Origin of the sequence: Kribbella sp. NBC_01484, assembly GCF_036227145.1 — a bacterium.
Lineage (GTDB): Bacteria > Actinomycetota > Actinomycetes > Propionibacteriales > Kribbellaceae > Kribbella.
The window spans coordinates 4,386,207-4,400,158 of sequence record NZ_CP109437.1; the positions used below are offsets into that span (position 1 = coordinate 4,386,207).

Consider the following 13,952-nt stretch of genomic DNA (forward strand, 5'->3'; position numbering starts at 1 on the left):
CCATGACCACCATCGACACCGTCGTGATCGGCGCCGGCCATGCCGGTCTCGCCGTCAGCCGGCTACTCACCGGAGCGGGCCGCGATCATGTGGTCGTCGACCGGGGCCGGATCGGCGAGCGCTGGCGCAGCGAGCGCTGGGACTCGCTGCAGCTGCTGTCGCCGAACTGGATGACCCGCCTGCCCCACTGGGAGTACGACGGGTCCGAGCCGGACGGGTTCATGAGCTCGGCCGGCTTCGTCCAGCACCTTGAGCGGTACGCCCAGTCGTACGGCGCACCCGTGCTGACCGGTACGACGGTGCGCGACCTGGTCACGGCGCATTCCGGGGGCTATCGACTCGTCACCGATCGCGGGACCTGGTCGACTCGTCAGGTGGTGATCGCGACCGGCCCGCACGGTGTGGCCAACGTGCCGGACGGATTGGACGCGGCCGAGGTCGTCACCGCGAGCAGCTATCGCAACCCCGGTCAACTGCCGCCCGGTGGCGTGCTCGTGATCGGCGCCTCGTCGTCCGGTGTGCAGATCGCCGACGAACTCAATCGCGCGGGCTGGGAGGTGTACCTGGCAGCCGGCCGGCACACCCGGATCCCGCGCTGTTATCGCGGCAGTGACATCTTCTGCTGGCTGCAGCGAACCGGCCGGCTGGCGCGGACCATCGACGAGGTTCCCGACCCGGTGGCCGCCCGGCGGGAGCCGTCGATGCAACTCGTCGGCCGCCGTACCGGCGAACGTGCACGGAATCTTGACCTGGTCACTCTGCAGGCCAACGGTGTCCGGCTCCTCGGCCGCTTCGAGGGCATGAAAGGAACACAGGCACGCTTCCGGCCGGACCTGGCCGCGACTGCTGCCGACGCCGACGTACGGATGCATCGGCTGCTCGACGCGGTGGACGACTACATCGCCTGTACCGGACTGACCGGCGAGGTTCTCCCGGCGGTACGGCCGCCGGCCCTCGTGGCACCGGCGGCAGCACGCGTTGTGGATCTGTCCCGGGCGGGCATCGCCACCGTCGTGGTCGCCACCGGCTACCGGCCCGAGTATCCGTGGCTGCGGCTGCCGGTCATCGGCCCCGACGGCCACATCCGCCAGAACCGCGGGGTCACCGCAGCACCTGGTGTGTACGTCGTCGGCCAGCGATTCCAATACCGGCGCGACTCCGCCTTCATCGGCGGTGCCCGGCACGACGCGGCGGCCGTCGTACAGCATCTCTTGACCGGCAGGATCGCGGCCCGGGCAAACGGCTGCAGTGCGGAGCCGGCAGCATGACCACCGAGTACGACGTGCTGGTCGTCGGCGGACGGGTCGCCGGGGCCTCGACCGCGATGCTGCTCGCCCGGGCCGGTGCCCGCGTGGCTGTGGTGGAGCGGTCCGCCTACGGCACCGACACCGTCTCGACGCATGGTCTGACGCGCGCGGGCGTCATGCAGTTGGCGAGATGGGGACTGCTGGACGAGGTGGCCGCGGCGGGGACGCCACCGATCCGGCAGACGACGTTCCACTACACCGACCGTGCGTCCGAGCAGCTCGCGCTTCGTTCCAGCGGCGGTGTCGATGCCTTGTATGCGCCGCGTCGCTACGTGCTCGACCGGATCCTCGCGGACGCGGCCGCCGATGCGGGTGTGGAGATGTGGTTCCGGACCCCGGTCACGGCAGTCCTGCGCGACGAGAGTGGTCGCGTGACGGGCGTTCGCGCGCAGGATCGCGAGCTCCGAGCCGGGATCACGGTCGGTGCCGACGGCATCCGTTCGACTGTCGCGTCCGCAGTCGGGGCCCCCGTCGTACGGCGGGGTCAGTCGCTCAGCGCGATCCTCTATCGGTACTACGCCGATGCACGACCCACCGGATACGAATGGGCTTATGGGGTCGGTGGCGGAGCCGGTCTGATTCCCACCAACGACGGGTTGACCTGCGTGTTCGTCGCGACGACCCCGGACCGGATGCGAGCGCTGCGTCGCTGTGGGACCGAGCGCGCCTTCGCGATACTCCTCGCGGAGACAGCACCGGCACTGGCGGATCGAGTGTCGGCGGCAGAGCCGGTGGGCGCGATGCACGGCTGGGCTGGTGCGGCGGGGTTCGTCCGCGAGTGCTGGGGGCCAGGGTGGGCGCTGGTCGGAGACGCGGGCTACTACAAGGACCCGATCACCACGCACGGCATCACCGATGCGCTGCGTGACGCCGAGCTGTTGGCTGACGCGATTCTGGAAACGCATGAGTCCTATCAGGCGACCCGGGACAGACTCTCGAGCCGGTTGTTCGCGGCGACCGAGACGGTCGCGTCGTACAGCTGGAGCCTGGACGACGTGCGGGTGCTGCTGCGGGAGGTCAGCTCGGCGATGCGCGACGAGGTCGACCACGTGGGATCGCTGCCGGATCCGGGGTTCGCGGCCGATCCCGCGGACTTCCTGCTGTAGAACGGGATTCTCCTGACGCCTACGATCCGAGATGTGCAGGTCAGCGTGCGGATGCTGGACGGTTTCGCCGTACAGGTGGACGGCGCGCCGATTCCTGCGCGCCGGTGGAGCCGTCGCCAAGCGGCTGCGCTGGTCAAACTGCTGGCGCTGTCGCCCGGTGGAAGGCTGCACCGCGACCGCGTGGTCGACGCCTTGTGGCCGGAGCTCAGCGTGGATCTCGCGCTTCCCCGGCTGCACAAGGCTGCCCACTATGCCCGTACGGCGCTTGCCGATCGCGACGCCGTGGTCCTGAAGGACGATGTCGTCGCGCTGTTCCCAGGCGCGATGCTCGAGGTCGATGCCGGCGCGTTCGAAGCGGCCGCGGATGCCGCGCTCGCGGCGGACCCCGCATCGCCGGAGCTCTGCGCCAAAGCGCTTGTGCTCGCAGGCGAACTGCTCCCCGACGACCTGGCCGAGCCGTGGCTGGACGGACCGCGTGACCGACTTCGCCTTCAGGTCATGCGCCTGCTGCGCGGTGCGGGTCGCTGGGAATCCCTGCTGGCCATGGATCCCGCCAACGAGGAGGCGCATGTCGAACTCCTGCGCGAAGCGGTCGTCTCCGGTGACCGGCCGACCGGGCTGCGCCGCTACGCCCGGATGCAGCACGCGCTGAGCACCGAGCTCGGCATCTCGCCCGGGCCCGAGGCCGTAGTACTTCGCGACCGTCTGCTGGCCGCCGAGTCGGTTGCGCCGCCTCGATCCGCCGAAGTGGTGAGCGGACCGCAGGGCAGCACGGACCTGGTGGAGCGGGACGCGGAGCTGGCCGAACTCACCGCGGCCGTCGGCACAGCCGTCGACGAAGGCCGTGGTGTCGTCGTCCTGGTCTCGGGTGAGGCGGGAGCGGGCAAGTCGGCGCTGGTGCGTACGTTCGCCGACGGACTGAGCCGCGCGATCAAGGTGGGGATCGGCGGTTGCGACGACCTGCTCGCGCCGCGCAGCCTCGGGCCGTTCCGCGACATGGCCGAGAGCGACGCGGAGCTGGCCGCGGCCCTGTCGGGGGATCGGCTCGACACCGCACTGCCGGGTCTGCTGCGCGCGTTCTCCGCGTGCCCGTCGGTCGTGGTGGTTGAGGACATCCACTGGGCCGACGACGCGACGCTCGACGCGATCCGGTTCCTGGCCCGTCGGTTCCCGGCCATCCCGGCCGTGCTCGTGCTGACCTTCCGGGAGACCGGTGTCGACGCCGGTCACCCGCTGCGGCAGTTGCTGGGCAGCCTGGCGGGTTCCGCCGTACGCCGAGTGACGTTGCCACCGTTGAGCATCGAGGCGGTACGGCGGCTGGGCGCGACGAGCACTCGTGAGGCCGTGGAGATCCACCGGGTGACGCAAGGGAATCCGTTCTTCGTCACCGAGGTGCTCGCCGCCGGGGAGACCGACGTACCGCCGACCGTCCGCGATGCCGTCCTGGCCCGCCTGGGCAGGCTGTCGCCGTCGGCCCGCATGCTGCTGGAACGGCTGTCCGTGATCCCGAGTCGCGCCGAGCGACGGCTGGCCGAGAGCCTCGCCGGAGATCAGCCGGTGCTGGTCGAGGCCGAGCGGTCGGGCATGCTGATCGGAACCGACGCCACGCTCGCGTTCCGCCACGAACTGGCCAGGCGGGCGATCGAGTCGTCGCTGACGGCCGGGGAGCGGATCGGCGCCAACCGGGCCGTGGTCGACAGGCTCCTCGAGGATCCGGCTGCCGAGCCTTCCCGGCTGGTGCATCACGCGGAGCGATGTGGACGCACCGACGTGATCCTCGAGTACGGTCCAGCCGCTGCTCTCGAGGCTGCTCGCCTCGGTGCGCATCGCCAAGCGGTCGGGGTCCTCGACGTCGTACTGCGCCACCGTGAGCTGCTCGAGTCGTGGGAAGCCGCGGAGTTGCTGACCCGGCGCGCCTACTCCCTCTACGTCGTCAATCGTTTCGAGGCCGCGCTCGAATCGGCCTCGGCCGCGGTTGGTGCGGCCGAGGAGGCCGGCGGCGCGTCGAGGTTGGCCGATGCCTTGCTGGTGCTGGCGCGGGTCGTCATGTTCGGGCACGGACCGATGCGTGCCCGGCTCGCCGCGGCCCAAGCCGTCGAACTGCTCGAGACGACTGGCGACGACGCCCGGCTGGCCGCGGCCCTGATCGAGCAGGCCCGCGCTCACAGCAACCTGGCGACGGTCGGCATCGTCGCCGAGCCGAGTGCACGGGCCGAGCGGTACGCCGAGCGCGCATTGGCCATCGGGTTGCGGTTGGGGCGGCAGGACCTGGAAGCGCAAGCCGGGTGCTATCTGGGCGACGCCCGGCTGGCCCGAGGCGATGCGCGCGGCGACGAGGACTTGCGGCGTGCGATCTCCCTGGCCGGGGCGGACAGCCGGATCGAGACGCTGGTGCGGTGCTATGTGAACGCGGCCGGCGGCGCCTATCGCAGCGGCCGTCTGGACGACGCGGAGAGGTACGTCGCTGCCGGGTTGCGGGCCGCGGCGGACGGCGAGTTCTTCGCCGGTCAGTATCGATTGCGGCTCACCGACGCCGCGGTCCAGGCGAGCCGAGGCCACTGGGACCTGGCGATCGCCGCCCTTGGCGCGCTCCTGGACAGCCCAGGCGAACCGGGGTTGATGGAAGCGCTGGCCCGCAGCGTCCTCGCCCGGCTTCTCGCCCGGCGTGGCGATTCCACGGCCGGCGAGGTCCTGGCCGTCGCGCTCGCCGATCGAGCACTAGCGGACGACAGCTTCGTCGTGGGTCCGCTGGCGGCCGCACGGATCGAGCTCGGCTGGCTGGACGGCTCGCTCGGCGCCCTGACCGACGACGCGCAGCGAGCGCTCAGGCTCGCCGAGGCCGCCGGGCATCGGTCGATGCACGGCGAGCTCTGCACCTATCTGCGTCGAGCCGGCATCGACGTACCGGCTCCCGCCGACGCACCAGGCCCGTGGGCGGCGACGCTCGCCGGCCAGTGGCAGGAGGCGGCGGCGGCGTGGGGCCGCCTGGGCGACCGGTACGAGCAGGCGGTCGTGCTGGCGACGGCCCCGGACCGCCAGGCGCGTGCGCATGGACTGCTCACGCTGCGTGAACTGGGAGCCGCAGGTACGACGCTCGCCGTCTGAGCCGCCCGTGGCCGACTCCGGACGGTGACGGTCGCTAACCTCTTGACGTCGTGGTTTAAACCGGTTTAGATGCCTGTTAAACCGGTTCAAACCCGCCAAGGTAGGTGCATGTGAGCAAACAGCGGCCGACGATCGCGGATGTCGCGACCCGGGCTGGGGTGTCCAAGGGCGCGGTGTCGTTCGCGCTGAACGGACGGCCCGGGCTGGCGCAGTCGACCGTGGACAAGATCATCGCGGCCGCCGACGAACTGGGCTGGCGGCCCAGCAACCGGGCCCGGTCGCTCTCGGTCTCGAAGGCGTTCGCCCTCGGCCTGGTGATCACCCGGGACCCCGCGGTGCTGTCGTCTGACCCGTTCTTCCCAGCCTTCATCGCGGGGGTCGAGAGCGTGCTCTCGACCCGCGGGCAGGCTCTGGTCCTGCAGGTCGTCACGGCCGGCGAGGACGAGGAGGCCGGTTACCGGCGACTCGCACAGGACGGCCGGGTCGACGGGGTGTTCCTGTCCGATCTCCGGCACGACGATCCCCGGATCGGTCTGCTGGTCGAGCTCGGTCTGCCGGCCGTCACGCTGAACCGGCCCGACGGGGCGTCACCGTTCCCGGCCGTCACCCTGGACGACCGGCCCGGCACCACCGCGGTGGTCGAGCATCTGCTGCGGCTCGGTCACACCCGGATCGCGCACGTCGGCGGCCCGCCCGCGTTCGTGCACGCGACCGCGCGATCCACGGCCTTCGCCGCGGCCCTCGCCACGGCTGGTCTGGAGCCAGAGGCGATGGAGACCAGCGACTTCACCGCCGCCGGCGGGATCGAGGCCACCCGGCGATTACTCGCCCTGGCCGAGCCGCCGACCGCGATCGTCTACGCCAACGACCGGATGGCGATCGCCGGCCTCGGCGCGGCCCATGCCGCCGGACTGAGCGTGCCGGACGACCTGAGCATCGCCGGCTTCGACGACAGCGAGATCGCCGAGTACGTCCACCCCGGCCTGACCACTGTCCGCGCCGACCCGTTCCGCTTCGGCGAGGCGGCGGCCCACACGCTCAACCAGGTCGTCGACGGCGCCGCCGACGTATCCGATGTCGAGCTGCCCCCCGCGCAGCTCGTCGTACGCCGCTCGACCGCTGTACCCCCACAGCTGGAGGAATCATGAAGTTGCAAGCTGGACTGCTGGCCGTTGTCCTGGCCGGCTCGCTCGCCGCGTGTGGCGGCAGTAGTGGCGGCTCTGGTAGTGCCGACACCGCTGCCAAGGCCCGCGGGCCGATCACGATCTGGTACTCGAACAACGCCGAGGAAGTGGCCTGGGGCAAGCAGATGGTCGCGGCCTGGAACACGGCCCACGCGGACCAGAAGGTCACCGCCCAGGAGATCCCGACCGGGAAGAGCTCCGAGGAGGTGATCGGCGCCGCGATCACCGCCGGCAACGCGCCGTGCCTGATCTTCAACACCTCGCCGGCCTCGGTCTCGCAGTTCCAGAAGCAGGGCGGTCTGGTGCCGCTCGACTCGTTCAGCGACGGTACGTCGTACATCGAGGACCGCTCCGGGGACATCGCCAAGCAGTACAAGTCGGCCGACGGGAAGTACTACCAGCTGCCCTGGAAGTCGAACCCGGTGATGATCTTCTACAACAAGAAGGCGTTCGCGAAGGCCGGTATCGACACCGCGAAGCCGCCGCTGACGACGTACGACGACTTCCTCGCCACGTCGCGCAAGCTGGTCGCGGCGAAGGCCGCGAAGGTCGCCATCTACCCGGCGCCGAGCAACGAGTTCTATCAGTCCTGGTTCGACTTCTACCCGCTGTATGCGGCCGAGAGCGGAGGCAAACAACTGGTCGAGGACGGCAAGTCGACGTTCAACTCCGACGAAGGCAAGCGGGTCGCTACCTTCTGGCGGACGATGTACGCCGACAAGCTGGCGTCGCAGGAGAAGTACACGGGTGACGCGTTCGTCGACGGCACCTCCGCGATGGCCGTGGTCGGTCCGTGGGCGATCGCGTCGTACAAGGGCAAGGTCGACTGGGGCGTCGTCCCGGTGCCGACCTCAGCCGCCAAGCCGGCGAGCGAGATCCACACCTTCTCCGACGCGAAGAACGTCGCGATGTACTCGTCCTGCAAGAACCGCGGGACGGCGTGGGACGTGCTGAAGTTCGCCACCAGCCAGGAGCAGGACGGTAAGTTCCTGCAGACGACCGGCCAGATGCCGCTGCGGAAGGACGTCGCGTCGGCGTACGCGGACTACTTCACCAAGAACCCCGACTACAAGGTGTTCGCGGACCAGGCAGCCCGTACGGTCGAGGTGCCGAACGTGCCGAACTCGATCACCATCTGGCAGACCTTCCGGGACGCCTACTCCAAGTCGGTCATCTTCGGCCAGCAGGACACGGGTGAGGCCCTGGACGGCGCCGCGCAGAAGATCGATCAGCTCGTCAAACAGTCATGATCGCCGGACGTCGCGGCCTGACCGGGCGGATCCTGGGGGAACACCCGGTCGGGACGGCGTTCGTCACACCGTACGTCGTCTTTCTGTTCGCAGTATTCGCCTACCCGCTCGGGTTCGCCGTGTACATGTCGTTCCACGACTACTTCTTCGCGGCGCCCGGTGCGGTCGTGGACCGGCCGTTCGTCGGGTTCGAGAACTACGTCACGGTGCTGACGGATCCCGCGGTCCAACGATCCTTCTACAACGTCCTGATCTTCCTCGTCATCAATGTGCCGCTGACAGTCATCTTCTCCCTCGGGTTGTCGACCGCGCTGAACTCGGCGATCCGGTGGCGGACGTTCTTCCGGGTCAGCTACTACGTGCCGTACGTGACCGCCAGCGTCGCCGTGGTCGGGGTCTGGCTGTTCCTGTTCAACTCGAACGGGCTGGTCAACACCATCCTCGGCCCGCTGGCGCCGGATCCGTCCTGGCTGGTCAACTCGAAGCTGGCGATGCCGACGATCGCGTTCTATGTGACCTGGAAGCAGCTCGGGTTCTTCATCCTGCTGTACCTGGCCGCCTTGCAGAACGTCGGGGCGGACCTGTACGAGGCGGCGTCGATGGACGGCGCCGGCCGCTGGAAGTCGTTCCTGAACGTGACCGTGCCGGGGGTCCGGCCGGCCACCACGCTGGTGGTCCTGTTGGCCACGGTGACCGGGGCCAACCTGTTCACCGAGCCTTATCTGCTGACCGGCGGCGGTGGGCCGGACGGGGCGTCCGCTTCGCCGGTTCTGATCATGTACCAGAAGGGCATCGAGCAGGGCAATCCGGACGTCGGCTCTGCGATCGGCGTGCTGCTGGTGATCGGCGTACTCATCATCGCTCTGATCGAACGGCGCTTCGTAGGGAGGGAGGACTGATGCGACTACGGTTCATCGCCCTGCTGCTGGGCGCGTTCGTGTTCCTCTTCCCCTTCTACTACATGCTGATCGGCAGTCTGCAGACCGAGCCGGATTCGACGGTGCGCGGGGCGTTCCCGCAGCTGGGGAACCTGACCGGCCAGAACTACACCGCGATCAACGAGGCGATCAACCTCGGCCGGTCGTTGATCAACTCCGGCATCTTCACCGGTGGGGTCATCCTCGGCACGCTGGTCTTCGGTGTGCTCGCGGGTTATGCGCTGGCGCGGTTGCAGTTCCGCGGCCGCGGGCTGGTGTTCAACCTGATGCTGCTGATCCAGGTCGTCCCGTTCCAGCTGCTGACGATCCCGCTGTACGTGCTGATCGTGCGCAGTTACGGGCTGGCGGACTCGTACGGCGGGATGATCCTGCCGTTCCTGATCAACTCGACCGCGGTCTTCGTGTTCCGGCAGTACTTCCTGCAGTTGCCGGCCGAGCTTTTCGACGCGGCCCGGATCGACGGTGCGTCCGAGCTCAACATCTTGTGGCGGGTCGCGGTGCCGTTGGTGAAACCGGCGCTGCTGACCGGCGTACTCCTGACGTTCATCGGGCCGTGGAACGAGTTCCTCTGGCCGTTCCTGATCACCAAGCAGCAGAACCTGCAGCCGCTCGCGGTCTCGTTGTCGAACTACCTGACCACGGTCGCGTCCCGGGCGGCGAACCCGTTCGGCGCCGTCCTCGCAGGGGCCTGTGTGCTGGCCGCGCCCGCGGTGGCGCTGTTCGTGATCTTCCAGCGCCGCTTCATCTCCTCGAACCTCTCGTCCGGGGTCAAGGGCTGAAATCTCTCCTTCTGAAAGGCTTCTCGTGGTTACTGTTCCTTACACCCTGGCCCGTGTCGGCGTCCTGATGACGGCCGAGCCGGGCAACGAACTCGAGGCCGAGGGGGTGCTGAACCCGGCCACCGGGCACACCCCCGACGGCACGCTGTACCTCCTGCCGCGACTGGTTGCTTCCGGCAACGTGTCGCGGGTCGGGCTGGCCGAGGTCGAGCTGAAGGACGGTGTGCCGGTCGGCGTCCGGCGCGACGGCGTCGTCCTGTCGCCGGACGAAGGCTGGGAGCGCGGACTGAACAACGCCGGAGTCGAGGACCCGCGGGTGACCTGGGTCCCGTTGCTCGGCCTGCACGTAATGACGTACGTCGCCTATGGTCCGCTCGGCCCGAAGCCGGCGTTGGCGGTGTCAGCGGATCTGCGTTCGTGGACGCGGCTGGGGCCGTTGCACTTCGAGTACCAGCCTTCGCTCGACACTGATCTGAACCTGTTCCCCAACAAGGACACGGTGTTCTTCCCCGAGCCGGTGACCGGTCCGGACGGCGAACCGTCGTACGCGATGTTGCATCGGCCGATGTGGGACCTCGGATGGTTCCGTGAGGGCGAGGGCGTGCACCTCCCGGCCGGGGTCACCGATGACCGGCCGGGGATCTGGGTGTCGTTCGTATCGGTGGCCGACGTCGAGGCTGATCTGGGGAATCTCGTGCATCTGCGCAACCACCGGCTGGTGGCGATGTCGGAGTACCCGTTCGAGGAGCTGAAGATCGGGGCCGGCCCGGCGCCGCTGCGGGTGCCGGAGGGCTGGCTGGTGATCCATCACGGCGTCACCGGTGAGCAACCGGAAGGGTTCGATCCGACCACCCAGCGGGTCTGCTACGCGGCCGGCGCGCTGCTGCTGGATCCGGACGACGTGACCCGGGTGATCGCGCGGACGCCGGAGCCGATCCTGGTGCCGGAGACCGAGGAGGAGAAGGTCGGCACCGTCGGCAACGTGGTCTTCCCGACCGCGATCGAGGAAGTGGACGGCGTGCGCTACGTCTTCTACGGCATGGCCGACGCGGCGATCGGTGTCGCGAGATTGGACCGACTGACATGAACCCGACCCGCCGCACCGTCCTCGGCGGCGCCGTCGCCGCTTCCGCCGCCGTGATGTTGCCGACGGCAACCGCTGCCGCGGCGACCCCGAAGGGTGGGCGGCTGTCCAACCTCGCCCACCTCGATTTCCTCCGGGCCTCGGTCACTCCACCGGCAGCGTCCGGCCACAGCACCTTCGGCTCAGGCCCGCTCGGCGTGTTGTGGACCTACGCGGATCGTCAAGCCGACGGCTCTTACAAGCGCATCGGTGGCGGCACCTACGACCCCGTCACCAACACCTACGGGCAGGGCGCCTACAACGCCGACGACATCTCCCGCGCCGCCGTCGTCTACCTCCGTCACGGGGAGCTCTTCCACGACGCGTCCTCGCTGGCCGCCGCTCGCGGTCTACTGCGCGGCCTGGCGTTTCTCCAGTCACCCAACGGCAACGTCGTCCTCTGGATGCAACCGGACGGCACCCTCAACCCCAGCGCCGATCCCCCCGAACTCCCCGACCCCTCCGACTCCGGACCGGCGTACTGGCTCGCCCGCACGGTCTGGGCGCTAGGGGAGGGGTACGCCGTCTTCCGCAGAACCGACCGTGCCTTCGCCGACTTCCTGAAGGCTCGCCTCGAACTCGCGGTGTCAGCGTTGGAGCGTCAAGTGCTCACCCGCTACGGCCAGTACAACATCGTCGACGGTCGCCGTGTGCCAGCCTGGCTTATCGTCAACGGTGCCGATGCGACGTCCGAGGCTGTCCTCGGCCTGGCGGCCTATGTCCGAGCCGGTGGGTCAGCGCGGGCTCGGCGAGCGCTGGCACAGTTCGCCGAGGGAATCGCGGCGATGAGTGCTGGATCGACGACTGTTTGGCCGTTCCGCGCGCTGCTGCCCTGGGGCGAGTCCATCTCGGACTGGCACGCGTGGGGTGCCCAGATGCCGTCCGCGCTCGCCGCTGCCTCGTCGGCGCTGGGCTCTCGCCGCTTGCTTGACCCGGCGATCGGCGACACCGCCGGCTTCACGCCGTTGCTGATGACTGCCGGTGGGCCGGACAACGGCTGGCTCCCCGCTCCGATCGACCGTACGCAGATCGCCTACGGCGTCGACGCTCGCCTGCAAGGCCTCTTGGCGGTCGGACTGCCCGGCCTCAAGCAGGTCGCGGCTTTCGTCGCCGCCTGGTACTTCGGCGCGAACCGGGCCGGCGAGGCGATGTACGACCCGGCCACCGGCCGCACGTACGACGGCATCTCCGGTGACGGTGTGGTCAACCGGAACTCCGGCGCCGAGTCCAGCATCCACGGCCAGCTCTCCATGCTCGCCCTCGACGCCGCACCGGAGATCGCCCGCCTGCTCGGCCGACCGACGTACGACGGACTCCGGGTCGTCGAAGCGGAGTCGGCAACCGGCGGTCAGGTGGTCACGCCACCCTCCGCCTGGACCGGCGAATCCCAATGGAGCAAGGGCTCCTACCTGTCGCTGGGAGCCGGCGAGTCCGCGACCTGGACCCTGCCGTCCTCATCTCAGCCGGTCCTGGTCCTCCCGATCGTCAACCTGGTCGACACACCGTCGCCCGCTCGCACCACCTGGACCACCGGCTCGCATGTCCTGGGCACCATCGATCATGTGACTGGCCCGCAAGGCATCTCCGCGGCTCCTGGTGCTCTGCTACCGATCACGCTCGCCACACCACTTCCGCCGTACGCGACCAACCTGAAAGCCACCGCGACCGCTCCGGCCCAGGTGGACGCGCTACTCCTGATCCCCATGATCAGCACGCTGCGCCTGGACAATGGGACCTTGCTGACCAGCGTCGACTCGCATCCTCGCAGTGTCAGCGTCCCGGGCCGAGTGGCCTACTCCTACACCTCCACCGGCCAACTCCATTCGCGCACCAATCCCAGTCACGCGGTCGTCCAACCCGGCGGCTTCACCGTCGTGCTCGGGTGATCGCCTCAGCACACCAGTTCGCCGTGAACAGCAATGCTGACACGCGGAGAGGGGCTCAGCCCAGAAGGATTCTCGGCGGTACGCCGGTGAGGGCCTTCACGTCGCGGGTGAAGTGGGCCTGGTCGGCGTACCCGGTCCGGACCGCGACGTCCGCGAGCGCGAGGCCGGTGCGGGCCTGGTCGAGGGCGACGTTCATCCTGAGGACGCGGTCGAGCATCTTCGGGCCGTAGCCGAACGCGTTCAGGCAGCGGCGATGCAGCTGTCGCTCGCTCAACCCGACGCTGCCGGCCAGACCCCACACGCCGGCTCCGCCGCGCAGCACACCGGCCCGGATGCTCCGCAGTACTTGAATGATCAGCCGATCCGGCGGCTCCTCGGCCAGGCTCGCCACGGCCTCGTCCAAGGCCCTGGCCGGGTCCGGCGCCGACCTGATGCGGTCGAGCATCCGCCTGCTCCGGGCCGGGGACCAGAGGTCGGCCAGCTGAACGCGCTCGTTGAGCAGCTCCTTCGCCGGTACGCCGAGGAAATCCGGCGCGGCTCCGGGCGCGAACCGGATCCCGGCGTACCTGGTCCCGCGGTCCGCGGTCCCGGTCCACGCGCGGCTGTCAGGCCCGGCGACGATCAGGTCGTCGTCCATGAACAGCAGGTCCATACAGCCGTCGGGCAGGATTCGGTACTCCCCGCCCTCGGCGGTCCGCGTCCACAGGGCGGCGCCGGGCACCAGCGCGGGGCGCTCCCGGTACGGCTCGACAACCAGAGTCACGCCACCAGTCTGCAACCCGCCACCGACAGTTTCTGCCGGTTGTGGTCATGGCTCGGGCGGTTGAGGATGGTGTGCACGCTGACTGGGGAGCTGATTGGATGTCGCGTCGAGATGATCTCTCGGGCGTGCCGCTGCTCGGACGGACCGTCGCTCCTGCGGGATCGGGGCTGGTGCTCGCGGAGTGGGAGGCGGCGGGGCGTACGTCGGACCAGGTGGCTTGGCAGGCGCCGCTGCATGTCCATCACGAGGACGACGAGGCGTGGTACGTCCTCTCCGGGACGCTGCGGCTCCGGATCGACGGCGAGGACTACGACGTCCCGGCCGGATCGGGGATCGTCGGCCCGCGTGGGGTGCCGCACACGTTCGGCAACCCGGGCGAGGAGCCGGCCAGGTACGTGCTGGTGATGTCGGCGACGACGCACGCGATGCTCGGGGAGCTGCACGGCGGATTCTCCGGCGACGTGGCCGCACTGTTCGAGAAGTACGGCTGCGCGCTGCTCGAGTAGTCGCC

At 69.4% G+C, this 13,952-nt stretch carries 11 protein-coding genes; 10 read left to right on the forward strand and 1 reads right to left on the reverse strand.

Annotated elements, in window-relative coordinates; translation table 11 throughout:
- Positions 1–2 precede the first annotated feature (2 nt).
- The 9 genes from OG555_RS21490 (at position 3) to OG555_RS21530 (ending at position 12,678) form a co-directional block, all read left to right on the forward strand.
- Complete coding sequence (locus OG555_RS21490; RefSeq protein ID WP_329484716.1) at positions 3–1,268, forward strand: NAD(P)-binding domain-containing protein; 1,266 nt, start codon at positions 3–5, stop codon at positions 1,266–1,268.
- Complete coding sequence (locus OG555_RS21495; RefSeq protein WP_329484717.1) at positions 1,265–2,413, forward strand: NAD(P)/FAD-dependent oxidoreductase; 1,149 nt, start codon at positions 1,265–1,267, stop codon at positions 2,411–2,413. The genes OG555_RS21490 and OG555_RS21495 overlap by 4 nt, the downstream gene beginning before the upstream one ends.
- A 33-nt stretch (positions 2,414–2,446) precedes the next feature.
- Complete coding sequence (locus tag OG555_RS21500) at positions 2,447–5,518, forward strand: ATP-binding protein (RefSeq protein ID WP_329484718.1); 3,072 nt, start codon at positions 2,447–2,449, stop codon at positions 5,516–5,518.
- Between the two features lie 110 nt (positions 5,519–5,628).
- Positions 5,629–6,666, forward strand: coding sequence for a LacI family DNA-binding transcriptional regulator (locus OG555_RS21505; RefSeq protein WP_329484719.1), 1,038 nt, complete (start codon positions 5,629–5,631; stop codon positions 6,664–6,666).
- Positions 6,663–7,952, forward strand: coding sequence for an extracellular solute-binding protein (locus OG555_RS21510; RefSeq protein WP_329484720.1), 1,290 nt, complete (start codon positions 6,663–6,665; stop codon positions 7,950–7,952). Before OG555_RS21505 ends, OG555_RS21510 begins: the two co-directional genes overlap by 4 nt.
- A complete protein-coding gene (locus tag OG555_RS21515) occupies positions 7,949–8,851 on the forward strand; it encodes a carbohydrate ABC transporter permease (RefSeq protein ID WP_329484721.1) in 903 nt (300 codons plus the stop codon). Before OG555_RS21510 ends, OG555_RS21515 begins: the two co-directional genes overlap by 4 nt.
- The gene (locus tag OG555_RS21520) at positions 8,851–9,669 is read left to right on the forward strand and encodes a carbohydrate ABC transporter permease (RefSeq protein ID WP_329484722.1); all 819 of its coding nucleotides are present in this window, start codon (positions 8,851–8,853) and stop codon (positions 9,667–9,669) included. Before OG555_RS21515 ends, OG555_RS21520 begins: the two co-directional genes overlap by 1 nt.
- Before the next feature lie 25 nt (positions 9,670–9,694).
- On the forward strand, positions 9,695–10,756 hold the full coding sequence (locus OG555_RS21525) for a glycoside hydrolase family 130 protein (protein WP_329484723.1): 1,062 nt from the start codon (positions 9,695–9,697) through the stop codon (positions 10,754–10,756).
- Entirely contained in the window at positions 10,753–12,678 is a 1,926-nt protein-coding gene (locus tag OG555_RS21530; RefSeq protein ID WP_329484724.1) for a hypothetical protein, read from the forward strand. Before OG555_RS21525 ends, OG555_RS21530 begins: the two co-directional genes overlap by 4 nt.
- Positions 12,679–12,733: 55 nt before the next feature.
- Here OG555_RS21530 and OG555_RS21535 read toward each other — a convergent pair whose 3' ends face one another.
- Entirely contained in the window at positions 12,734–13,441 is a 708-nt protein-coding gene (locus OG555_RS21535) for a helix-turn-helix transcriptional regulator (RefSeq protein WP_329484726.1), read from the reverse strand.
- Positions 13,442–13,539: 98 nt separating this feature from the next.
- Between OG555_RS21535 and OG555_RS21540 the strand changes: the two genes are divergently transcribed.
- On the forward strand, positions 13,540–13,947 hold the full coding sequence (locus tag OG555_RS21540) for a cupin domain-containing protein (RefSeq protein ID WP_329484727.1): 408 nt from the start codon (positions 13,540–13,542) through the stop codon (positions 13,945–13,947).
- Positions 13,948–13,952 lie beyond the last annotated feature (5 nt).